Annotated in this window: 17 protein-coding genes; 6 read left to right on the top strand and 11 right to left on the bottom strand. The window is 42.1% G+C overall.

Features of this window, described 5'->3' with window-relative positions; all coding sequences use genetic code 11:
- Positions 1–62: 62 nt before the first annotated feature.
- The 7 genes from RMZ42_RS23575 to RMZ42_RS23545 all read right to left on the bottom strand — a co-directional run bounded on the left by RMZ42_RS23575 (position 63) and on the right by RMZ42_RS23545 (position 10,234).
- Positions 63–404, bottom strand: coding sequence for a XisI protein (locus RMZ42_RS23575; protein ID WP_322673698.1), 342 nt, complete (start codon positions 402–404; stop codon positions 63–65).
- Positions 392–808, bottom strand: a complete 417-nt coding sequence (locus RMZ42_RS23570) for a XisH family protein (protein ID WP_322673697.1) — start codon at positions 806–808, stop codon at positions 392–394. The genes RMZ42_RS23575 and RMZ42_RS23570 overlap by 13 nt, the downstream gene beginning before the upstream one ends.
- Before the next feature lie 68 nt (positions 809–876).
- The gene (locus tag RMZ42_RS23565) at positions 877–1,020 is read right to left on the bottom strand and encodes a hypothetical protein (protein ID WP_322673696.1); all 144 of its coding nucleotides are present in this window, start codon (positions 1,018–1,020) and stop codon (positions 877–879) included.
- Between the two features lie 175 nt (positions 1,021–1,195).
- On the bottom strand, positions 1,196–2,110 hold the full coding sequence (locus RMZ42_RS23560; RefSeq protein WP_322673695.1) for an HNH endonuclease signature motif containing protein: 915 nt from the start codon (positions 2,108–2,110) through the stop codon (positions 1,196–1,198).
- A 256-nt stretch (positions 2,111–2,366) separates the two neighbouring features.
- Complete coding sequence (locus RMZ42_RS23555) at positions 2,367–6,353, bottom strand: magnesium chelatase subunit H (RefSeq protein ID WP_322673694.1); 3,987 nt, start codon at positions 6,351–6,353, stop codon at positions 2,367–2,369.
- Between the two features lie 945 nt (positions 6,354–7,298).
- Positions 7,299–8,399, bottom strand: coding sequence for a galactose-1-phosphate uridylyltransferase (gene galT / locus RMZ42_RS23550; protein ID WP_322673693.1), 1,101 nt, complete (start codon positions 8,397–8,399; stop codon positions 7,299–7,301).
- Complete coding sequence (locus RMZ42_RS23545) at positions 8,378–10,234, bottom strand: glycoside hydrolase family 2 protein (protein WP_322673692.1); 1,857 nt, start codon at positions 10,232–10,234, stop codon at positions 8,378–8,380. The genes galT and RMZ42_RS23545 overlap by 22 nt, the downstream gene beginning before the upstream one ends.
- A gap of 1,375 nt (positions 10,235–11,609) precedes the next feature.
- Here RMZ42_RS23545 and RMZ42_RS23540 point away from each other — a divergent pair.
- From RMZ42_RS23540 to RMZ42_RS23515, 6 genes are all read left to right on the top strand, one after another.
- Positions 11,610–12,368 carry a PPC domain-containing protein gene (locus tag RMZ42_RS23540; RefSeq protein WP_322673691.1) on the top strand — a complete coding sequence of 253 codons (759 nt, stop codon included), beginning with the start codon at positions 11,610–11,612 and terminating at the stop codon, positions 12,366–12,368.
- A 203-nt stretch (positions 12,369–12,571) separates the two neighbouring features.
- Positions 12,572–13,312 carry a PPC domain-containing protein gene (locus RMZ42_RS23535; protein ID WP_322673690.1) on the top strand — a complete coding sequence of 247 codons (741 nt, stop codon included), beginning with the start codon at positions 12,572–12,574 and terminating at the stop codon, positions 13,310–13,312.
- Between the two features lie 663 nt (positions 13,313–13,975).
- Complete coding sequence (locus RMZ42_RS23530; protein ID WP_322673689.1) at positions 13,976–14,734, top strand: pre-peptidase C-terminal domain-containing protein; 759 nt, start codon at positions 13,976–13,978, stop codon at positions 14,732–14,734.
- Positions 14,735–14,889: 155 nt separating this feature from the next.
- Complete coding sequence (locus RMZ42_RS23525; protein WP_322673688.1) at positions 14,890–15,690, top strand: peptidylprolyl isomerase; 801 nt, start codon at positions 14,890–14,892, stop codon at positions 15,688–15,690.
- Positions 15,691–15,713: 23 nt separating this feature from the next.
- Positions 15,714–18,659, top strand: coding sequence for a peptidase domain-containing ABC transporter (locus RMZ42_RS23520; RefSeq protein WP_416211832.1), 2,946 nt, complete (start codon positions 15,714–15,716; stop codon positions 18,657–18,659).
- 433 nt (positions 18,660–19,092) lie between these two features.
- Positions 19,093–20,631, top strand: coding sequence for an HlyD family efflux transporter periplasmic adaptor subunit (locus RMZ42_RS23515; protein ID WP_322673687.1), 1,539 nt, complete (start codon positions 19,093–19,095; stop codon positions 20,629–20,631).
- A gap of 572 nt (positions 20,632–21,203) precedes the next feature.
- On the opposite strand, the gene RMZ42_RS34800 is transcribed toward RMZ42_RS23515, so the two are convergent.
- From RMZ42_RS34800 to RMZ42_RS23495, 4 genes are all read right to left on the bottom strand, one after another.
- Positions 21,204–21,296, bottom strand: coding sequence for a 2Fe-2S iron-sulfur cluster-binding protein (locus tag RMZ42_RS34800; protein WP_409884171.1), 93 nt, complete (start codon positions 21,294–21,296; stop codon positions 21,204–21,206).
- 29 nt (positions 21,297–21,325) lie between these two features.
- Positions 21,326–21,619 (bottom strand): 2Fe-2S iron-sulfur cluster-binding protein, encoded by a 294-nt coding sequence (locus RMZ42_RS23505; protein ID WP_322673686.1) that lies wholly within the window; start codon positions 21,617–21,619, stop codon positions 21,326–21,328.
- 145 nt (positions 21,620–21,764) lie between these two features.
- The gene (locus RMZ42_RS23500; RefSeq protein WP_322673685.1) at positions 21,765–22,619 is read right to left on the bottom strand and encodes a uroporphyrinogen-III synthase; all 855 of its coding nucleotides are present in this window, start codon (positions 22,617–22,619) and stop codon (positions 21,765–21,767) included.
- A gap of 195 nt (positions 22,620–22,814) precedes the next feature.
- The gene (locus RMZ42_RS23495; protein ID WP_322673684.1) at positions 22,815–23,333 is read right to left on the bottom strand and encodes a pentapeptide repeat-containing protein; all 519 of its coding nucleotides are present in this window, start codon (positions 23,331–23,333) and stop codon (positions 22,815–22,817) included.
- Between the last annotated feature and the right edge of the window lie 9 nt (positions 23,334–23,342).

The raw sequence follows: 23,342 nt of genomic DNA, 5'->3' as shown, positions 1-23,342 counted from the left end.
ATGGACATTGCACAGTAGATGACCTCAATTCATCCCTCTATTATGCAACGCCCAATAATTTACTAAGCTGTTGCAAATTCTGTAAATTTTCTCACATCTGGAGGCTGAAAAGCTAATACAATATCGCTGCTACTTACACCTAACTTCATTAATTCAGTGGCTATTCCTTCTTCTGTCCAGTCTTCTTCTATGAAAATTTTCTCATTTTTAATCCGAATATGAACATGAGTATACTTAAGTCTTTTGCTACCTTGCCAATCTACAGTTAACCAGAGATAATGATCGTGATTTTCATCAAATACTAAACAATTTTCAGCAATTTTATCAGGTGATTGACGAGACAAATTATCATATTCAGTTAGCACCTGTTTAATTAACTCTCGATATCCTATTAATTTATCCATAAAGTAATTTCCTCCCTTTCATTGTTAAAAACAATAATTTCAATTTGCTGAAGTTTAACCACTGTTTGAATAGATTTTCTTTGAAAGAAAGTATCAAATACTGTATCTCTGATTGCTAGATAAATTTTATAGTTTTTACTGGCTAGTTGTAAAATATCGCGGTAAAGAATATATTGACCTAGAGCATTTTCAAAATCTCTCATGGGAGAAGGACTGATAAAACTTTTGATTTCTACAACTATTTTCCGTCCTTCTTGTTCTGCTAATAAGGCTTTTTCTACAAATAAATCAGCATAAAGTTCTGCATCTTCATACTGCAAAAAATAAGGGTCAGCTATAATTATCCAGCCATCTTTAATTAAGGCATTTTTAACAGCATTATGATAAATGTCTTTTGCTGGCATTTCCTTCGTGGTAATATTGGCTAGATATTAAGTTCAGTTATTATAATTATACTCACTGACCAAGAAGTTCAATATCTCATCCCCTGAAAATTACACTCCCAAAGAGCGATCGCCTGTTGTAGAAGGGTGAGCGATCGCTTTGCAGAAAACCTCAAAAATAATGCGATTGCCTGTTGTAGAAGGGTGAGCGATCGCTTTACAGAAAACCTCAAAAACTAAGCGATCGCTTATTGTAGGAGAGTGAGCGATCGCTTTGCAGAAAACCTCAAAAATAAAGCGTAGACGCGTGAAGGCTTGTCGTCAGACATCCTTTGTTAGCCACTGATTTGCAAGCCTAACGGGATAGTTGAGCCGCAGAATACTTTGTATCCTTATCAGGAGTTAGATTTAACTTACACGCTTCTCCCAACAAAGAGGCAAATCAAAACCGTTTATCAAGAATGGTTTATCATGATTTCCGGTTCCAATAAATATTTTACTTGGTTCCCAATCGTCTATAACTTTTTGCATAATCTTTGTAGCTTGTGTTCTAACACTTGGACGTTTTTTGACCTCAAGACGCTCGTTATAACAATCGCCTGAATAGTGAAGATATTTGCCTTGGCACAGATGAAGATTGCTTTGGTATATAACTTCATCTTTAAAAAAAATGGTGAGTGCCAATGATGGTTGGTTCGGATTAATGTAGATCGAACAAGTTGAGACAGTAGACCAGTTTGGATCTGTCATTTTTATAGCAATCCCTTCTTTAACTGTTCTACTAAATCCCTTGCCACAACATGGACAATGTTCAACTGGAAGCGGCTCATTAATAATGGCTACTTTAATATTTTTTCCAAAATAATCAACTTCACCGATAATTTCTTCTGCCCAATACTCGTAGTCACCCTCAAGTAGATGAAATACTCTCTCATACTCAATCTTCTCGTCAAACCACTGCATAACTAATTGCGCTGCATGGATATGTTCATAATTTCCATATACGCTAACAGTAGCCAGAATCTTTGGTTTATCTTGCCTAGCTTCTGTGACAAACCTCTCCCACGAACTCTTAAATTCTTTGATCCTCTCAGCACCTAGTTCAGTATGCTTTACACGGTCATAGGCATCAGGTCTATGATGCAGATCATGATCCTGAACACATAAAACAGCGAGATTCTCGTCAACGGTGTTAGACGAATCTTCATCAATATGATGCAAATGAAGACCAATACCCCTTCTTTTACAGACACAACACCTATATAAATTTTTCGTAAGCAAACGTTCTTTTTGCTCTTTTGAAGGATGTTTTCTTTTGGTCAACTCTAATCTCCACAATAGGTATTAAAGATTTGTTGATAGATGGCCGCTATTGTATCTGCTAACCTGTTTTCTTTTTCTATATTCTGTGAAAAGTCAGATAAATGCGAAAGGCACGGGATAACTATGCCTTTTACCTTATTGGCTATGTATAAACCTACTCAATATCATCTAAAATATCTAAAGTTAACGGTTAAAGCATCCATTAGGGCATTTTAGATTGAAGATTAGGGCAGGTAAGATGCCTGCCCTATAAGGACTATTCTATTCCTTCAATTCGGTCTTCAACTTCTTGGTATAACTCGCGTAGACGATCTAAATTCTCCTCGCTAGTTTCCCAATAACCGCGTCCATTTACTTCCAATAAAGTTGATACAACCTTGCGGAAAGAATGAGGATTAAGGTTTAACAACCGTTTCTGCATTTCTTCATCTTTGATAAAGGTTTCGTTAGTATCCTCGTAAATCCAGTTATCTACAGCGCCGGCTGTCGCACTCCAACCCATTGTGTTTACTAATCGTTTGGAGAGTTCGCGCACACCTTCGTAACCGTGATTCAGCATCCCCTCATACCACTTAGGATTTAACAATTTAGTACGAGCATCTAAGCGCACGGTTTCTGTTAATGTCCGCACTTGAGCGTTAGCTGTGGTTGTATCTGCAATATAAGATGCTGGTTTTTTACCATCACCCCGCAGATTTGCCACCAGCTTAGTGGGATCTGAGTCGAAGTAGTGGGAAACGTCTGTTAAGCTAATCTCGGAAGAATCCAGATTTTGGAAAGTTGCATCAGCAGTTTTCAATGTACTTTCAAAAATCTGCCGGGATTCATCCATGATTCCGGGGTTATCGGAATTGAAGGAGAAAGATTTGCGTTTCAGGTACATTTCCTGTAACTCGGCTTCGCTATCCCAAGTGCTGTTTTCTACCGCCAAGTTAATATTTGACGAGTAGGAACCAGAAGCGTTGGAGAAAACGCGAGTCGCGGCTTGACGCAGATTAATCCCCATATCTTGGGCTTGCTGCAAAGCGTGTTTGCGAACAAAGTTCATTTCTAAGGGTTCATCCGCCTCAGCCGCCATTTTCACCCCTTGATCTAGCAGGTTCATTTGGTTGATGAACAAGTCGCGGAATACACCAGAACAGTTGATTACCACATCAATTCTGGGACGTCCCAACTCTTCTAAAGGTATCAATTCCAACTTGTTCACCCGTCCCAAAGCATCGGGAACTGGACGCACGCCCACCATCCACATAATTTGGGCTAGGGATTCACCGTAAGTTTTGATGTTATCGGTTCCCCAAAGGACGCAGGCGATGGTTTCTGGCCATTTTCCTTCGTTTTCTGCCTTGTTACGTGCCAAAAGCCTGTCTACAACGATTTTGGCTGATTGGACTGCTGCTGTTGTGGGGATGGATTGCGGATCGAGTGCATGGATATTCTTACCCGTGGGTAATACATCCGGGTTGCGGATGGGATCGCCACCAGGGCCGGGTAGGACGTACTCACCTTCTAAGCCTTTGAGTAATGCTCCGAGTTCGTTGTCGGCACATACTTGTTGCAGGCAGAATTCCAAATACTCAAATAATGGTTTTAGGGCTGCGCCATCAACTTTGGGATAACCTGCTTTATGCAATGCTTCTACCCAAGGTTCTTTTTTGCCCATATTGAAGAAATTTAACCGGGAAACCAAAGAAACTCGTCCTTCCGCGTCGATTTGCTCTTGGACAAGGGCGGTAACTGCTGCACGGGTTGCCAAAGTGATATCTTGCAATAACTGGACATCTTCTAAAATGCCTCTGTCATTATTTTGATAAATATCGTCAATGTTACGCCCAATGCTATTGGCGATAATTCCCGGTAAACCTTGAAGTCCTTCTTCCTGACGATCTAGACTAGCAATGTTGACCAGAGTTGCGATCGCTTCTTCTGCACTTGGTGGTTTACCAATGACGTGCAACCCACAAGGCAACAACCGTGACTCAATTTCCATCAACTTGCGGTAAACGTTGCCAACAATATTATCGCGCTCTTCAGCACTCATATCTCTGGCATCGGTTTCTGGCAGGTCAATATCTTTATCCAGATTCACGATCCGGCATTTATCCATGATGCTGTTAACAATGGGAACACCGCGTCCGCTATCTTTTAAGGTTTGGTAGGAAGCAATTAATTCGCTAAGTTCCTTCAAACCTTTATACAACCCAGCATTTTCTGCTGGCGGTGTCAAGTAAGAAATGGTTTCGGCATAACTCCGGCGTTTGGCAATTGTCGCTTCACTCGGATTATTCGCTGCATAGTAATACAAGTTGGGAATTGAGCCAATCAAGTTGTCTGGATAACAATCACCAGACATCCCCATCTGTTTACCTGGCATGAATTCCAAGGAACCGTGTGTACCAAAATGCAGTACAGCGTCAGCTTTCCAAACTTGCTCTAAATAAGTGTAGTAGGCAGCGAAACCGTGGTGAGGACTAGCTGAACGGGAGAACAACAGCCGCATCGGGTCGCCTTCGTAACCAAATGTGGGTTGGACACCGATGAAGACGTTACCGAATTGCTTACCATAAATTAGCAGATTTTGCCCATCGCTGTTGAGATGTCCGGGAGGTGGCCCCCAGTTTTCCTCTAAGCGTTGCGAGTAGGGGGTCAGCGCCTCATACTCAGGAACCGACATTTTGTAAGCAACGTTCAGTTCTGGGCTGTTGTACTGCGCCTGTGCGTCATGGATGACTTCTTGCATCAACGCTTCGGCTGATTCTGGCAATTCTGGTAAGTCGTAGCCGTTATTTTTGAGGGCTTTCATCACCTCGTAGATGGAACCGAATACATCCAAATAAGCGGCGGTTCCGACGTTGCCTTTATCTGGCGGGAAGCTAAAAACGGTGATAGCGACTTTCTTATCTAGCTTCGGCTTGCGGCGGAGGTTAGCCCATTTTAAGGCGCGTTCGGCTACCGCTTCAACCCGATCGCGCAGTGCGATCGCTTTCCCTGTAGTTCCATCTCTACCCGATAATATAATCGGCTCAATTGCTCCATCCAATTCAGGAATTGCAATTTGCAAAGCTACTTGAATTGGATGTAACCCTAAATCGCTATCCATCCACTCTTCTGTGGTTTGGAATACTAAGGGTAGCGCCACCATATAAGGACGGTTTAAGCGTTTGAGTGACTCTATTGCCTTGGGATGGTCTTGTCTGGCTGGGCCACCCACTAAAGCAAAACCAGTCAGCGATATCACTGCATCTACCAACTGTATGTTAGTAGTCGGTTCGTAGAAGAAAGCATCCACAGGCTTGGAGAAGTCCAAACCACCAGCAAACACAGGTAATACCCGCGCGCCTAATGCTTCCAACTCCTGCACCATTGCCACATAATGGGCATCATCCCCTGTAACTAGGTGGGTGCGTTGCAATACTAACCCGACACAAGGAGCTAGGGGATCTTTGAGATCGCTAGAAATATCCTTACGAGCTGTATACCAATTGAGGTACTCTCTGACATCTTCAAACATATTGGGAGCCAAAGGATGCCAAATCCCTAGATCGGGATAAACCACAGGCTGTTCGTATGTAGAAGGTGCAAAATTCTGTTTTTCTAAACCTTTAAATACATATTTATCAGCTAGCATCAGCAAGAAGTTTTCCAGATTTTCTGGAGAACCACCTAGCCAATACTGAAAACTGAGCATGAAATTTCGGGCATCCTGTGCCTTGTCCATTGGTAAAAACTTCAGCACTTGCGGCAGTGTTCGCAAAAGCTTTAACATCCCATCTTGGAATCCCGCACCTGATTTTTCTTTGCGTTTCCGCATGAATTGAGCGATCGCACTTTTTGACTGACCCAACTGTGCCAAAGAAAAGCTACCCATTTTACTCAGGCGCATTACTTCTGGCATCGAGGGAAAGACAACGGAAACATCCAAGCGATCGCGGTGTGGTTCTACTGCTGCTACTACTTTCTGTGCTAAGTCTTCGATGAAAATGAGGGAAGCGATGAAGATATTCGCACTCTCGATTTCTCGTTTGAACTCCTCATAGTTCTCTGGGTCGCGGAGTTCCTCAATCAAGTACCCGCTGATTTCAATCGCCAAGTTAGGATTGTTCGCGTTAATCGTGCGAACCGCTTGCGACAATGCGCTTTGGTACTGGGACTCAAGCACGACATAGACCACCTTGATTAAACTACGTCCGCGTAAGTTATCAGGCGCAATGTGTCTAATGGTGGACTTGACGTGTGTGAACATGCTTCTTCGGCTCCTTTGATGCGTGTTCTCTGAAGGAAGTTCCTAGCGGCATTAGCAGCCACAGGTAACTTGCGATTTTTTAGGCAATATCTGTTTTTTATCAGAAAACGCTTGCCCAGTAGGCATTTTATCCTCTATCTGACACAAATCGATATAAAAAACGAAATATTTCTTCGTAATTGTTGACTTTATCTAAAAGTATTAGCTCACATATTTGTAAAATTTTTGCAATACTTATTTTTAATAGTTAAATAGCTAAATAGCTATTTAAATCCATTTACAAAACAAAACTTGCTTTGCTGACTAAATATTTTTTAGTTAGCATAGACATACCTTAAATATGTAGTTGTAATTTATAAGAAGCAGTAGAAAGGCAGAGTTTCTTTCGGATTAAATTGAGAAATTATCAACAAATACAGTTCGGTTAAGAATTTTTTGGAGAACCATAGATAGGCCTATAGAGATGCGAAACTTCGAGTCTCTACACAATCCACTAAATAAAAAGCAATTAGTATTTATCTTCTGCTTAAATAAAACCATGCTTGATAAGAAAACAGAATAAAAATGAAGTATAAAATTTCTCGTCATGCACAGACAGAAATGGAGCGAAGAAATATATTTCAATTTTTAGTTCAATCTGTTTTTTATATTATTAACGTGAAACGGGATTACAGAAAAGTTAAAAACCGTCCCCGATTAGAAGGAAGGGTTAAGACAGTTTGTTGATGAACTAATTCAAGAGGTGGACAAACTTCCAATTTATGCGTTGGTTTGTCCAGAAATTAAGTTACAGTTCCAAACCCCTGTCATATCATGTCCGCCAAATTACCCATAATAAAAGAACCCCACCCCCAACCCCTCCCCGCTTGCGGGGAGGGGAGACAAAGCACAGCTTTGGCGGGGTGGGGTTCTTCGGGTTTAATAAGCAATCAGGCGGACATGATATCACACCGAAATCGGTTCTTCAATGTTTACCACCACGGCTTGTAGTTCCTTCGCTTTCTCTTCCGGTAAAGCATCATTGGCAAACATCCCCGCTGCAAGTTCGGTTCCCGCCAGATACTTTAGCCTTTCGCTTGTCCGGTATGGTGGAAAAAACTCGGCGTGTAAATGCGCTTCGGGATGAGCTAAACCGTCAGTTGGTGCTTGGAACCAAGCCATCAAGTAAGGAAACGGGCGATTCCACAAACCGTCATACTTGAGAGTGACAGTTTTTAAGGCTTTGGCAAGTCCCCAACGTTGCTGTGGGGTAAGATCCATAAAAGTGCCAACTGGTTCTTTTGGTGCAAGCCAGACTTCATAGGGGTAACGAGCGCAAACTGGGACAAATGCGATCGCATACTCATCTTGATAAATAATCCGTCGATCGTCTGCAATCTCCTTCTGAATCAAGTCTTGCAATAAACCACGCTGATGTTGTTCATAATACTCCTGCTGCATCGCCAGCATTCGCGCTGGAACAGGCGGTATAAAAGGATAGGCGTAAATTTGCCCGTGGGGATGGTGCAATGTTACACCCACCTCTACACCTTTATTTTCAAAGGGCAGGACGTATTGGATTTGGGGATTTAGTCCGAGTTCGCGGGTGCGATCGCCCCACACTGACAACAGCAAATCTAGATGATCCAACTGTAAGGAACTGAGAGAGGCGCGGGCATCTTGAGTAAAAACCACTACCTCACAGGCTCCATTAGCTGGTAACGTTTCCACGATCGTATCGGGTGGATTGTCGGCTGTCGGACTCATTGAGGGAAAGCGGTTATCAAACACTGCCACATCATACTTACCTTGTGGTAGTTCCGTTGGGAACTCAGGGTTAGTAGTAGGTGCGAGGGGATTATATTCTGGAGGCGGCATGAATGTCCGCCCTTGACGGTGACTAGCATAAGCTACCCATTCGCCCCGCAAGGGGTGCCAGCGCAAGTGGGGATTAGCTTGCACTGGCTCATTACTAGGGCTAGGGGCTTCTAACTGACTAGTAATTGGGTAGCGACTGTATAATTTGAGTTTGCGTCCGTCGGGCTTTAACAGCTTGTGGGAGTACATAAACCTTGTCCTGAGAGGGTTGCTGCGCGGATTGCCTCAATGGGAAATTTCGGCGTGCGATCGCCGTACAATAAACCGTTAGCTTCTTGGAAGGTATCAGTTAATTGTGTGTAACAGAATCCGCTAAATAGCTCAATGTTATTAACGGTTTCCAAGAGAGCAGCATATTTCATTTCTAATTCGGAGATATTCGAGCAGTTTTCATATCCCCAAGCTTGATCGGCATTAGGTTCGTCAAGAGGGGCATAGGCGATACCACCAAACTCAGTTAACATCACTGGTTGTCCTTGATGGGGATAGTTATCCAAGGTGAGAATACGTCCCCCAGGACGGCTACGCTCAAATAGATCCGATACTTGAATATCCGGTCTGTAGCGATGGGCTAATCGTTCAGGATGGCGTTCATAGTCGTGAATAGCGAGGATGTCGGTATCGGTACTTTCCCAACCATCGTTACCAATTACTGGGCGAGTCGGATCGAGAGTCTTAGTCAGATGATACATTGCCAACACGTAGTTACGATGAGCCGCCGTTTCAGTCAAATTTGGCACTCCCCAAGATTCATTAAACGGCACCCACGCCACAATACAAGGATGGCTAACATCTCGCTTGATAATTTCCGTCCATTCACGGGTCATCCGTTCCACAGCTTTCGGTGTGAAGCGGTAAGCGCTGGGCATCTCCTCCCATACTAACAACCCTAAAACGTCTGCCCAATATAAAAAGCGGGGGTCTTCAATTTTTTGGTGTTTGCGTACTCCGTTAAAACCCATAGCTTTTACGAGTTCTACATCACGTCGTAATGCTTCGTCATTAGGTGGAGTCATTAATGTCTCAGGCCAATAACCTTGGTCGAGAACTAACCTCAGATAGTAGGGGCGACCGTTGAGCATAAAGCGATCGCGCTGGACGCTGACAGTCCGCATCGCTGTATAAGATTGCACTTCATCTAACAGACGATCTTTATCCCATAGCTGAATTTGGGCATCTATCAGCGTCGGCTTTTCTGGACTCCACAGTAATTCATTACGGCAGTCGTCAATACCCGGATCGCTCAGAACAATGCGGCGGCTAATTTCCCCATTGAATACTTCATAGGTATCGCTTGCTAACAGGCGATCGCCAGCGCTGAGTTTAATTTTGATTTGTACATTTGAAGTAGGTAAATTGCCAGCCAGCCCAAGTTCAAACCCAATTTCCCAGCGTTCGCAATCGGGAATCCAACGAAGATTACCGATATAAGCCTCACCTACGCGTTCCAGCCAGACTGTCTGCCAAATACCGCTTGTGCGAGGATACCAAATACTATGGGGTTTCAACTGCCAATCTTGTTTACCACGAGGTTTGGCGAGGTCGTGCGGATCGTCTTGCGCCCACACTGTTACCTTGGTTGTACCAGTGTCATTTAAAGCATGGGTTATATCGAGAGTGAAAGAGGTGTGTCCGCCTTCATGCTCGGCTATATATTTATCGTTTACCCACACACGAGCGCGATAGTCCACAGCACCAAAGTGTAACAGTAATCTGCCGTCCCCTGATGGTGTTTCAAATTCTCGCTCGTACCAGCAGTTTGGATGAAAACCGCGATCGTTAATCCCACTTTTGGTAGATTCGGGCGCATAAGGAACTTCTATATGATGACACCATTCGCTAAAATCGCTGGGTTCAACACATTTTCCTTGGTCATCAAATGCGAATTTCCACAGCCCATTTAAAGTTTGCCAGCGCGATCGCTTTAACAATGGTCGTGGGTGTGTTGCTGTTAAGTCCACAAAATTACTATCTGTTTTAGAGGTCAATTTAACCTCAGGATTCTCTAAATCTAACAACTTCATCAAATTTCCTCCCTATCCATAACTCAATCAACCCTTGCTATAGACTAAATCCAGACCCAAATACTGGGTTTCCAGATATAGCAAGAGTTTTGACCCGATCGTTCATCAATCGGTTCGAGCTAGTAGCATTATGTTTTTTCGTAGCCAATACTGATACCTTCCCCACTTACGTGATGAAGTATAACAATAAGTTTATATACCCCTAGCTCGTGACATTATGGCATATACATTACCAATCTTTGCCAGGTTATCTAAAAAAAAGCATTATATTTAGGTGCCTAATAACTATCATAAATCTGCCACACGATAAAGTGGTTGTTATGAACATTTTATTTATATCAATTGTTTAAGTAAATTTTTTAAAATCATTTATTAGTCAATAAGCATTAGCAAACAAAAGATAAATACTTAAAATCAGGTTATATAAGAGAATAACGGAACCATTCGTTGAATATTGCTAAATAGAGAGCATTTTTGTCTGCCACCACGCCGATGATGAAGTTTAAGTAGGCGGGAGGCAGCTATGCTGGAAGTTTTATTAAGATCGGAGTAGCACCCTTCCTTAATAAGAGCCACAAAACAAGAAAATTTGGTGTTCTTGTCCTAAACCCCTGTTCCGTTTGGTCACGGCAGGAAACAGTGTTTCGACTCCCTTCCCTACGGGACGCTATGCGTAGCTTGCTTCCCCCGAAGGGTATGACTACCAAGAGGGGAGTTTTCCTCCAGCAATAACTACACCAATTTTTACACCTGCTAAAATGCTGGCATTCGGTGCTGCCCACAAAATATGCCATACTTCGGTTTTGCGGTTCGGCTCACTATAAAGGCGTTGAGCAATCTCGTCGTCGGGATGAAGGTGAATCGGTAGCCGACTCGAAGCACTAATGAACTTCTGTTCATATGACGTACTAAGAATGTTCCTAATAACCTCGTGGCGTACAGGAATGCATTGTCTAGTATACCATCGCCTTGATACAAGCTTTTGCCTAATTCTTCACACATCTGTTATTTCATCAAACTCATTCTCGATTACGCCAATGGTGAGTCATAAGACTTTTTATGACTAAACAATACAAAGCACTTGGAATTTACTTTCACAAACACCTAACTATAGAAGTCTTTTTCATGCTGTGCTTATTGAAAAAACAGTTTAATTTAGATTCATGGTTAAACAACAAGTTCTGAACACAGCAAGCACAAAACCAAACAGCTAAGACTCTATTGAAAATAATAAATAATCTTTATTTTCATCAAACTCTAAGCCACTAAATTCCAGTAAATCTTGATTTAAATCGAAGATTTACATCTGTGCAAACCATAACTTAATCTGAACGAACTTGACCGCATTACAATCAATATCTAAAGGACAAAAAAAATGGCACTTTTCAATCTTGGTACACTCGGTAGCACTCCTGTTGTTAAGAATAACTTTGATTTAACTACATCCGATCCCACAGATGTCTTTCAGTTCAAAATTACCAGTGGCAAAAATATCAACCTTTCTCTGACAGACATTAGCGCGGGTGATGATGCCGACATCAGGCTGTTTAGAGATGCGAACAATAACGGCGTACTAGACGACTTCGACCGAAAAGTTGGACTTGTTTCTAATCGCGGAAGCAACCAAGATGAGGCGATTAACTTTAAAACTAGCTCAGGTACTTTTTTTGCCGAAGTTTCTCGCTTTGCTCCAGGTAGTTCAGGAAATGTCAGTTACGATTTAGCCTTGTCTGCGACTGAACCTGCTGGAACTTTTCCGATTTCAGCTAGTTCTAGCAACCTTCTTCCCAAAGAATTTGTACTTGGTCACTTGTCAGGTAATACCACTCGTACAGGTAACGTCAATAACCAGAACACTACTGATGTTTATAGCTTCTCTTTGGGATTTCGTGAGAGTGTCGACATCAGATTGGAAGGATTAAGCAGCGATGCTGATATCCGGGTGATTCGAGACTCTAACAACAATCGCATTGTTGACGCAGGTGAGGTAATTGGAAGCTCTACTAATGCAGGTATTACTTCAGAACTGATTTCCAACATTAACACTCCTGGTGACTACTTCTTGCAGGTAACTGAATTCACTGGCAACACTAACTATAATGTGTCTTTTAGCCAGTTCTCTGTCCCTGCTTAAGTTTAGGCATTAACAGTGGTGAATAGTACTTGAAAGCTTTGTACGGCAATGCTTTCAAGAGTATGCAAATGATGCAAGCGGCAGAGAATCATACCTGAACTTTGCCGCTTTTACTCCACACTCTAGACAAAAAATTACATCAGGCTTAACTAAAACTAATCTTGCTTTAAGCAAATAACTATTTACACCAAAAAAACAAAAAAATGACTAATTTCAATCTTGGTACTCTGTCTAGCACCCCTTCTCACTTTTCTTTTGAAACACCAGACCCTACTGATATCTATCAGTTCCAAATCAGCAGTACCAGAAACGTTAACTTGTCTCTTAACGAGATTAGTGCTGGTGATGATTCCGATCTGAGACTTTTTCGAGACGTTAACGGTAACAGTATATTAGACTCAGCCGACCGAGCGAATGGATTGGTTGCAAGTTCACGCAATGGCAGCAACTTTGATGAATCAATTAATGTCAGAGCAAATGCAGGTACTTATTTTGCTGAGGTCTCTCGCTTTTCTGGTTCCGGCACTGTGACTTACGATTTAGACTGGTCTGCAACGACACCCAATTCAACACTCGATTTCAACAATCTTTTGCCCAAGGAATTTGAACTTGGTGACTTATCAGGTGATATCGCGCGTACTGGTTTTATCAGTGACAAAAATACCGCTGATGTTTACCATTTTTCTCTAGGAAGCTTTGAGGGTGTCAATATCACATTGAGCGGACTAAGCAATGATGCTGATATCCGACTAATTCGAGACTTTAATCGCAATGGCAGAGTTGAGGTAGGAGAGGAAATTGCCCGTTCTATTAAAAGCGGTATTACCTCAGATATTATTTCCAATATTAAGGATGCTGGTGATTACTTCCTACAGGTCGATCAATTCAAAGGTAGCACTAATTACACTTTGAGTTTTGACCATTTCACCACTTTCGATGCTTAAGTTTAAGCATCGAAAGTGGTGAATAGTACTTGAAAGTATTGTACGGCAATGCTTTCAAAGGTATGCAAATGATGCAAACGGCAGAGAGTTATACCTGAACTTTACCGCTTCATTGCATAAATTATAGCTGCACTCATCAAATATTTCAACAAAATTGACGCTAAAGATTTAATCATAAGAAACCTCTGGTAACTCAGAGGTTTTTTTGGATTAATTTTATACAACAATTTTTTAGTGTTACCAAGGTTTGCCAAAGCGATCGCCTGAGGCAAGCTTTCGCCTACTTCTTTACATATCCCTTATTCGATCAAACTCATTCTCAATTACGGCAACGGCGAATTATATGACTTTTTCTGACTAAATCATACAAAGCATTTGAAATCTACTTTAAAAAACACCTAACTATAGAAGTCTTTTTCATGCTGTGTTTCTTGAAGAAACAGTTTAATTTAGACTCATGGTTAAACAACAGGTTCTGAACGCGGCAAGCACAAAACCAAACAGCTAAGGCTCTCTTGAAAATAATAAATATTCTTTATTTTCATCAAAATCTAAGCTTATAAAATCTAGTAAATGTCGATTTAAATCGGAATTTACATTTGTGCAAACCTCAACTTAATCTGAACTTGACTAACACACAATCAATAATCTTAAGGAGAAAAAATGAGTACTGTAAACCTTGGTTCATTAGCTAGCACCCCTCGTCCTTTGAATGGCTTCTTAAATGCAGTTGAACCCACAGATGTCTTTAGGTTCTCAATCGATAGCACTAAAAACATCAACTTGTCTCTTAACAACATTAGCACTGGTGATGATGCCGACCTGAGACTGTTTCGTGATGTTAATGCTAACGGTATATTAGACGCTACTGACAGAATAAATGGATTTATTGAAAGTTCCACTAAGTTAGGCAACGTTGATGACGCGATTAACGTTAGAGCCAACGCAGGTACTTATTTTGCCGAAGTATCTCGCTTTGCTTCAGGTAGTTCGGGCGGTGTCAGTTACGATTTAGACTTGTCTGCGACTACATCCAATTCTACAGGCGGTTTCAGCAATCTTCTGCCGAAGGAATTTGTACTTGGTAATCTGTCAGGTGATGTCACCCGTTTTGGTAACGTCAGTAACAATAATACCGCAGATGTTTACAACTTCTCTTTGGGATTGTTTGAAGGCGTCAACATTCGCTTGACTGGAATCAGCGCCAATGCCGATGTTGACATCCGACTAATTCGAGACTTGGACGGCGATCGCATCGTTGACGTTGGTGAGGAAGTTGCGCGTTCTACTGGAGGTTTAGGTCAGGCAGAGTTAATTTCTAATATTAGACAATCTGGTGACTACTTCTTGCAAGTCAATCAATTCTCTAACAGTAGTGCCTACACTGTGACGTTCGATCACTTTACTACCCCCGAAGCTTAAGTTTAGGCATTGGCAGTGGTGAGTAATACTTGAAAGTTTTGTACGGCAATGCTTTCAAGGGTATGCAAATGATGCAAGCGGTACAAATCCATACCTGAATACCGCTTGCATTTCTAAATATATCTTTGCACAGCTCAAATATTTGCATAAATATTATGAATAAAACATTACAACTAGGCGATGTCTACAACGAGCGTAGCGGCAGCGCTATCTTACCGCCAGAAATTATTCCCTTTTTAGCAAGTTACAATCTAATTCCGCAATTGTTATCTCAGAGCATTATTGAATTAGCGATCGCACCAATCATCTGCACACAAACCGAAATATCTCATGCTCTAGAACAATTTTATCAGCAATGGGATTTGACCACCGAGCAAAAAATCCAAGATTGGTGCTTATGTTACGGTATGACTCAAGAACAATTAGAACTTTTCGCTACCCGAAAGCTGAGAGTTGAAAAGTTCAAGCAACAAACTTGGGGACATCAACTAGAATCTTACTTCCTCAAATACAAAAGACATTTTGATAAAGTCATTTATTCTTTAATTCGGACTGATAGCAGAGGAACTGCTAACGAACTATTCTTCCGAATTACAGAAGGAGAACAATCATTTTCGGAACTAGCCCGTGAATATTCTCAAGGGACAGAAGCTGATACAAATGGCATCATCGGCCCAGTAGAACTTGGTACTATAACTCCCAATTTTGCTAAGTTACTTTGCACAAGTCAAGTAGGTATAGTTCAACCACCCGTACCCTTTGGAGACTCATGGATAATTATACGCGTGGAAAAGTTTATCAGTGCCCAGTTGGACGATTTTATGCGCCAACGATTGCTGCAAGAGAATTTTGAAGCTTGGTTTCAACAGCAACTAAGTCAACTATCACCAGAAGAAAAAGCTTGGATGGGAATCAACAGCAAACCAGCACAGCCTCAAGAAGCGAAAGCTGCCTAGTAATTATTAAAATCGGGTGCAAGATGATGACAAATACAACCGTTGATATTCAAGAATATATTGCTGAACTATTTCCTTTCAATTATCTGTCACCAAATGTTTTAGAAAATTTGCTCGACAAGGTGCAATTTTGTCGTTATCGCATCGGGCAGGTAATAGTAACCAGAGAAGCTATGCCCAATTGGATTAGTATTATCTACCAAGGGCAAGCGCGTTTATTAACCTGCAATTCCCAAGGACAAAATCCGGCGACACTGAAGTTACTCTCTCAAGGAGAGGTTTTGGGTTGGGTAAGTTATATGCGGGGTATTGCTTGTGAAACTGCGATCGCTTCTACTGAAGTTATCGCGATTAATCTACCTATTGCTGGTTTTCTAACTTTACTCAAGCAGGAAGAGGCTTTTGTCCACGCCCTGCAAAATGAGATTACTCTTTTAGAAGTGCATGAACTGCTTACCGAAGAACTCAGCCGTCGCGCAGATGGTAGCAGAAATTTAGTTAAATTTGCCCAAGCTGCAACTGAAGTTGCAATTATCCAAACAATTCCTGCACGCAAAGTCTTTCAGCAGCAGTTAGACTCAGAATTTTTGTGGTTAGTCAGCAGTAATTTTGATGCTGAGTTCCCTGTGGGGAGTCACTTAGAGTTGGATGAACTCAACCCCAAGCTGAAATTTAATACAAATATGCGTCTGGTGGGATTCCCCAAATCAATATTTAGAGAAAATCTCGCTTTTCCTACACCAAAAACACTCTTACCCGCCGAGATTCCCTACGCCTCAGAAATTACTGTCACAGAAGCACCAGCAGCTAAGGGTAAACAAAAGAAGTTTCCTTATATCAAAGGTAGAGGGACGCTGGATGCAACACTAGCTTGCTTCCAAATGTTGAGCCAATACTTTAACATCTCCTGGCGCAGAGATACATTGCAACGGGTGTTGACAAAGCAGCACGAACAAAAAGGCGTTATATCTCTGCAATTTTGCGCTGCTGCTGCTGAGTTGATGGGGTTGACAACACAGATGGTAAAAGTTCCCGCTACCGCAGTCGGACGCTTGCAACTACCAGTGATGATTTCTTGGCAAGATAGTTTTGCAATTATTTACAAAAATAGCGATCGAGAGTTACTCATTGCCGTTCCAGAGATGGGACTACTGCGCTACAAATTACAAGACTTTGCAGAAAACTGGGGGGCTGAAGGAGAAGTCCTGCTGCTACAAACTACCAAAAATACTCCCAAGGCGCGGTTTAGTTTAAGTTGGTTTGTACCTTCGCTGCGGCGCTATCGCAAAGTATTAATTGAAGTACTAATCGCTTCCATTGTTATTCAACTGTTTGGGCTGGTAAATCCCCTCGCCACACAGGTGATTATTGATAAAGTACTGGTTGGTAACAGTCCTGATACCCTGGAAGTTTTTGGCATCTTTTTGCTAGTAGTAGCAGTCATCGAAGCAATACTTACCAGTATCCGCACTCATTTATTTACAGATACCACTAACCGAATTGACCTCGCCCTTGGTTCTGAGGTGATTAATCATCTGTTGCGTCTGCCATTATCTTACTTTGAACGCCGCCCTGTTGGGGAATTGGCAACGCGAATTCACGAGTTGGAAAATATTCGCTCTTTCTTAACTGGTACAGCTTTAACTGTGGTGATGGATGCTGTATTTTCAGTGGTCTACATTGTAGTAATGGCGATTTACAGCCCAGTGTTGACCTTGGTAGCTTTGGCAACAGTACCGTTGTTTGGCTTGCTCAACTTGATGGTATCACCTGTGATGCGGCGACAATTGCAAGAAAAAGCAGAATGCAATGCCGAGACGCAATCTTATTTAGTGGAAGTGATGGGGGGAATGCAGACAGTCAAGGCGCAAAATTTAGAAATGCGATCGCGTTGGCAATGGCAAGAACGCTATGCTCGTTACATCAGCGCAGGTTTCAAAACAGTTTCCACCCAAACTACTGCCGGTTCTGTTAGCAGTTTTCTCAACAAGTTTTCCAGTATGTTAGTGCTGTGGGTGGGAGCTTTTCTAGTTCTCAATCAGCATCTAACCTTGGGACAACTCATCGCTTTTCGCATCTTGGCTGGTTATGTTACTAGTCCCTTGTTACGCCTAATGCAACTTTGGCAGAACTTCCAAGAAACCGCTTTATCTCTGCAACGCCTTGCTGATATTTTAGATACTCCCCAAGAAGTAGAAATCGGTAACTGTCAAAATATCCTAATGCCCAGCGTTCAAGGTAGCGTCCGCTTTGAAAATCTCAGCTTCAGTTTCTCGGAACACGGGCCATTGCAACTATGCAATATTAACTTAGATTTTCCGGCTGGCTCCTTTGTGGGAATTGTTGGTCAAAGCGGTTCCGGTAAAAGCACACTGCTAAAATTATTACCTCGACTTTACGAACCCAAATCCGGCAAAATCTTGATTGATGACTATGATATCAGCAAAGTAGAACTTTATTCTTTACGTCGTCAGATTGGTATGGTGTTACAAGATACCTTACTATTCGATGGCACAATCCGCGAAAACATTGCCTTGGGATATCCTGATGCTAGCGATGAAGAAATTATTACTGCCGCCAAAATAGCTTATGCCCACGACTTTATTATGTCTTTGCCCAGTGGCTATAACACCCGTGTGGGCGAGCGAGGTTCGGGACTGTCTGGGGGACAACGCCAACGAGTAGCGATCGCTCGTACTGTCCTGCAAAACCCGCAATTACTGATTCTTGATGAAGCGACGAGTGCCTTAGATTACAATGCCGAAGCCCAAGTTTGCCGTAACTTAGCGTCAGCTTTCCGAGAAAAAACAGTGTTTTTCATTACTCACCGCCTCAGCACAATTCGCAATGCCGATGTCATTCTCATGATGGATGGAGGTGCTGTGGTAGAACAGGGAACTCATGAAGAATTGATGGCGCTCAAAGGTTATTACTACTGTCTGTATCAGCAACAGGAAGCGAAAGTGTAGTCATTAGTCATTAGTCATTAGTCATTTGTCATTTGTCAGCAGTAAATACTATCGCTTCAACTTTAGATAATGAAATTTCATGCTTAAAATTCGATACTTCAGCCTTTGAACTTGGAAGTTGCACCTTTTTACTGGAACGTTGAGCCTTTGAACTCGGAAGTTGCACCTTTTTACTTGAACGTTGAGCCTTTGAACTCAAAAATTGAGCCTTTTTGCTGGAACGTTGAGCCTTTGAACTCGGAAGTTGCACCTTTTTACTGGAACGTTGAGCCTTTGAACTCGAAAGTTGCACCTTTTTGCTTGAACGTTAAGCCTTTGAACTCGAAAGTTGCACCTTTTTACTTGAACGTTGAGCTTCTGAACTCGGAATTTTAACCTTAGCACTTCTAACTCTTGTACAGACGCGATTCATCGCGTCTCTCAGCACTCCCCAATGCCCAATCCCCCATTCCCCATTCCCCATTCCCCAATGAATATTCAATATAAATTCGATCAACCAGTACTTTTACAACAAACTCCTACTTGGTCAAGAGCGATCGCTTGGACTATTGTTGGAGTTAGTACCTTCGCAGTAATTTGGGCTTCGGTGTTCAAAATTGATGAATCAATTCATGCTACTGGCAAGCTAGAACCACAGGGTGCAGTTAAAGAAATTCAAGCTCCGGTTCATGGTGTTGTCAATGAGATTCTAGTCAAAGATGGTCAGCGAGTCAAAAAAGGTGAAACACTCGTTACCCTAGAAAAAACTTCTTCGGAGGCGGAGTTAAGTTCATTAAAGCAAAGTCGGGCGGCTCAATTGCTGGCGAAACAGGCGCTAGAGCAAGAAAATGACTTCTATCGCCGTCAGCTTCAAGGGAACATATCACTACAGGAAGTAGCACAGCAAACTGCTCTGTTGAAAATTAAACCAGAACTCGCCTTCTTGACCAAAAGCCGAGCCGCGATTATTGCCGAAAACCAGTTGTACCGCACACAATTAAATGGTGCGACTGCTGGAAATAGTCTCACAACAGAGCAACAGTTACGCTTGCGAAATCGCCAAATAGAATTGGAATCGCGTTTAGCCACAGCTAATTTAGAAACGGGACAGACGCAACAGCAATTTTTCCAAACTCAAGCGGAATTAACTAGCGCTAAAGAGTTGCTGACAATTAATCAACAAATTCTCCACAAGTTTGAACCTCTAGCGCAGCAGGGGGCGATTTCCCAGGTGCAATATTTGAAACAACAGCAGGATGTCAGCAGCAAACAAGCAGAAGTAATCCGATTGAATCGGGAACAGCAGCGATTACAATTAGCGATCGCACAGTCAAATCAAAAACTTCGCAATACTGCGGCTGTGTCTCAAGAAGATTTACTAGCCAAAATTACAGATAATGACAAAAACATTGCCGGAATTGACAGCCAATTAACCAAGGTAATTGTAGATAATCAGAAACGCCTCTATGAAATTAATAGTCAGATTGGAGAAATTAATAGTAAGTGGGTTCAGGCAGAACAAACTCTGAAATATCAGAAAATTACCGCACCTGTAGATGGTACTGTTTTTGAACTTAAAGCTAAAACAGCAGGATTTGTAGTTAATTCCAGCGAACCGCTTCTGAAACTTGTTCCTAGTGGTAACTTGGTTGCTAACGTCTACATCACCAATCGCGACATCGGCTTTGTCCAAGAAGGGCAACAAGTCGATGTGAGAATCGATTCCTTTCCCTTCCAAGAGTATGGTGATATCAAAGGCGAACTAATTGAGATTGGCTCTGATGCCTTACCTCCAGACCAAGTTTATAATTTCTGGCGTTTTTCCGCAAAAGTCCGCTTACATGGGCAGAAGTTACTGATTAATCAGCGTCAAATTCCCTTGCAATCAGGGATGTCCATTAATGCTAATGTGAAATTACGTCAGCGCACCATTATGAGTATCTTCACTGATTTCTTAGTGCAAAAGACTGAAAGCTTAAAGTCTCTGCGCTAAATCAAAAGATTGGAAAACCTCTCCCCTAGAAGTCTAAATTTCCGCCCTCACCCCTAACCCCTTTCCCAGAGGGAGAGGGGAAGCGGTTGTAAGTTTTAGCTCATCTTTGAGAGAATGCAAATTATCAAAATGGTGCTGCACATTTTATAACCACTTGCGATCGCAGCTTATATCATGTCCGCATAATTAGTTATGCTAACCACAGTCATTACACCCCACCCCCAACCCCTCCCCGCTCTTCGGGAGGGGAGACAAGGCGTAGCTTTGGCGGGGTGGGGTTCTTCAGGTTTAATAAGCAATCAAGCGGACATGATATTAATTGCCATACATTTTTTAGGGTGACGAATACAATGGGGGCTGCTACCACCAGTAACGGAGGCAGCAGCCCAATAAGCAGCATTTTCACTCAGAGAAACGAGATTTGAAAAGGGTTTGGGCTTAAGTTGACACCAATGCCCTCAATCCTCACCCACTCTTAACCGTTAAGCACTTCCTCTTGATAGGTTTCAATTACACAGTCAGAAGTAGCATAGGCCACGCAGGTGAGGACGAATCCTGCGTCAATTTGCTCGTCATCTAAGACAGTTCCGATCGTCTTGGTTCACTGTACCTGACAGCTTCCCGGTGCAGGTAGAGCAAGAACCAGCGCTACAGGAAGAAGGCAAGTCCAGATCGTATTCCTCGTTAGCGATCTCTAAAGCTCATCTTCTTGATGGGTTAAGATTGTACAGTCAGAAGTAGCATAGGCAACACAGGTGAGGACAAATCCATCGTTAACTTGGTCGTCATCTAAAAAGTTCTGATCGTCTTGGTTAATCGTACCTGAAATCAACTTGCCGGTGCAGCTAGAGCAAGAACCAGCCCTACAAGAGTAGGGTATGTCTATGCCTTCGTCATCGACAGCGGCATCTAAGATGTACACATCATCTTCAACATTAATTGTTTTATCGCCTTCTGGGGTCTTTAATGTGACTTTATAAGTTGCCATGTAACAATCCCTAGTTCTAATAAACTCCATATTCGATACTACGAGTTTATGTGCTGCTAGTCTAGAGTTGATTGTAGTTGACTGTTCTAGATTCTCAAACGCTTAGTGGAGCGAGTTTACATGTACCAGAAACTTGACAGGAAAATCACACAAGGAAAAATGCTGCGATCGCTTCAGCAAATCCCTCAAATGAACTATAATCTCTAGACACAATAGAGACATTCATACCCAAATTTTGGGCGTTAGCAGTGGTGTAAGGGCCGAAACATGCAATAACACAATGTTCATAATCGCTTTGTAACTTGACCATTGTCAAAAAGCTTTCTACTTCCGCCGTGCTACTAAAGGCAATTACATCAATCATTCCTTGACGTATCAGGTTTAATTCCATACCGTAGATAGTTTTATCTAAACCCTGCGTAATATATGTGGGTACGCGAGTTACTTCTATGCCCAATTGTTGCAAATCCGTAATCAAATTGGGTACAACATCAGGTTCAGGCAAACCCACAACTTCTGGAGCCGGGATCAGCACTTTTTTCTCGTGAATTTGTGGAAGTTTCGCTAATTCAGTCACAATTCCGGCTGGGCTAGATTCTGTTGGGACTAAATCTACCTTGCCACAAAAAGACAATAAGCTTTCTACATCTTTTCCTAATGCACATAAGTGACATTTTTGTACTACAGATATAGGAATATTCAAATCATTTATCCTCTGAAAAAATGCTGTGATTCCGTTTCGACTTGTAAAGACAATCCAATCAAATTCGTTTATATCGGCTAAAACGGCATCTAACTGAGTGTAGTTTGATAAATAGCAGGTTTCGATAGTAGGCATGAAAACAGGTAAACCACCTTGTTTGATGATTTGTTCAGATAACCTATAAGCATAATTTCTCGGTGCTGTGACTAAAATTCTCTTGCCATATAGAGGTAATTCTCTAGATGGAGTGAGCAAGTTGATTTCTCTTGATTGAGCGTGCATTTGTTTATTTGCCATTTCATTCCTATTCCACTTTAGAATAGGCGTTTCTCAATTTATAGCGGTTTTCAGTTGAGTCCAATAGAAACCTAATCCCCAACCCCTCCCTTACTAGCGTTGAGAAGTAAGAACTTTTTTGTGAACAATAACTGTGAGGGAATTTCGATATACTAAGATATTTTGTGATAGCTGAACCAGAATCGAATACCTTGCTCACTGCTCGCTGTATCTGGGGCCGACTTCTATAGTTCCATCAGGCAGAATGGTTTTCCAGAAAAAGACGTAGAACATAGTGGAGTTAATTTTCAAGTTACTGGCACTACCAAAGTTTGTCTCAATTAAAATTGCCCAACTAAAATCAGTATTGAGCAAATTAGCACCTCTCAAACTTGCCCTAGTGAGATTAGCGCTCTCCAAGCAAGCACAAGTAAGATTAGCACTCCCAAGACTAGCACCTCTCAAGTTAGTACCAACCAGAATAGCCTCGCTCAAATTCGCACCTCTCAAGTTGGCACTACACAAATTAGCGCCAGTAAGATTAGCTCTACTCAAATCCACCCCCTTAAGATCAGCAGAGTGCAGATTAGCCCCTCTCAGGTTGATTCCTCTCAAATTAGCATCTTTAAGCAACTCTATCCCTGCCGTATCAGTAGCAGGCTTCAAGTCAATACCAGCAAAGTTTCTTTCTCCAGCAACATATCTTCTGAGCAACTGTTCAGTAGTAATCTCCATAATTCATTT

This window comes from Nostoc sp. DedQUE05 (genome assembly GCF_034530955.1).
Lineage (GTDB): Bacteria > Cyanobacteriota > Cyanobacteriia > Cyanobacteriales > Nostocaceae > Nostoc.
The sequence above is the reverse complement of the archived record's forward strand: the minus strand, read 5'-3'. Positions and strand labels throughout refer to the sequence as shown.

Bases quoted from the DNA above. Each gene is read 5' to 3' on its own strand.
- RMZ42_RS23575 (WP_322673698.1), bottom strand. From the start codon at position 404: ATGGATAAATTAATAGGATATCGAGAGTTAATTAAACAGGTGCTAACT.
- RMZ42_RS23570 (WP_322673697.1), bottom strand. From the start codon at position 808: ATGCCAGCAAAAGACATTTATCATAATGCTGTTAAAAATGCCTTAATT.
- RMZ42_RS23555 (WP_322673694.1), bottom strand. From the start codon at position 6,353: ATGTTCACACACGTCAAGTCCACCATTAGACACATTGCGCCTGATAAC.
- galT (WP_322673693.1), bottom strand. From the start codon at position 8,399: ATGTACTCCCACAAGCTGTTAAAGCCCGACGGACGCAAACTCAAATTA.
- RMZ42_RS23545 (WP_322673692.1), bottom strand. From the start codon at position 10,234: ATGAAGTTGTTAGATTTAGAGAATCCTGAGGTTAAATTGACCTCTAAA.
- RMZ42_RS23540 (WP_322673691.1), top strand. From the start codon at position 11,610: ATGGCACTTTTCAATCTTGGTACACTCGGTAGCACTCCTGTTGTTAAG.
- RMZ42_RS23535 (WP_322673690.1), top strand. From the start codon at position 12,572: ATGACTAATTTCAATCTTGGTACTCTGTCTAGCACCCCTTCTCACTTT.
- RMZ42_RS23530 (WP_322673689.1), top strand. From the start codon at position 13,976: ATGAGTACTGTAAACCTTGGTTCATTAGCTAGCACCCCTCGTCCTTTG.
- RMZ42_RS23525 (WP_322673688.1), top strand. From the start codon at position 14,890: ATGAATAAAACATTACAACTAGGCGATGTCTACAACGAGCGTAGCGGC.
- RMZ42_RS23520 (WP_416211832.1), top strand. From the start codon at position 15,714: ATGATGACAAATACAACCGTTGATATTCAAGAATATATTGCTGAACTA.
- RMZ42_RS23515 (WP_322673687.1), top strand. From the start codon at position 19,093: ATGCCCAATCCCCCATTCCCCATTCCCCATTCCCCAATGAATATTCAA.
- RMZ42_RS23505 (WP_322673686.1), bottom strand. From the start codon at position 21,619: ATGGCAACTTATAAAGTCACATTAAAGACCCCAGAAGGCGATAAAACA.
- RMZ42_RS23500 (WP_322673685.1), bottom strand. From the start codon at position 22,619: ATGGCAAATAAACAAATGCACGCTCAATCAAGAGAAATCAACTTGCTC.
- RMZ42_RS23495 (WP_322673684.1), bottom strand. From the start codon at position 23,333: ATGGAGATTACTACTGAACAGTTGCTCAGAAGATATGTTGCTGGAGAA.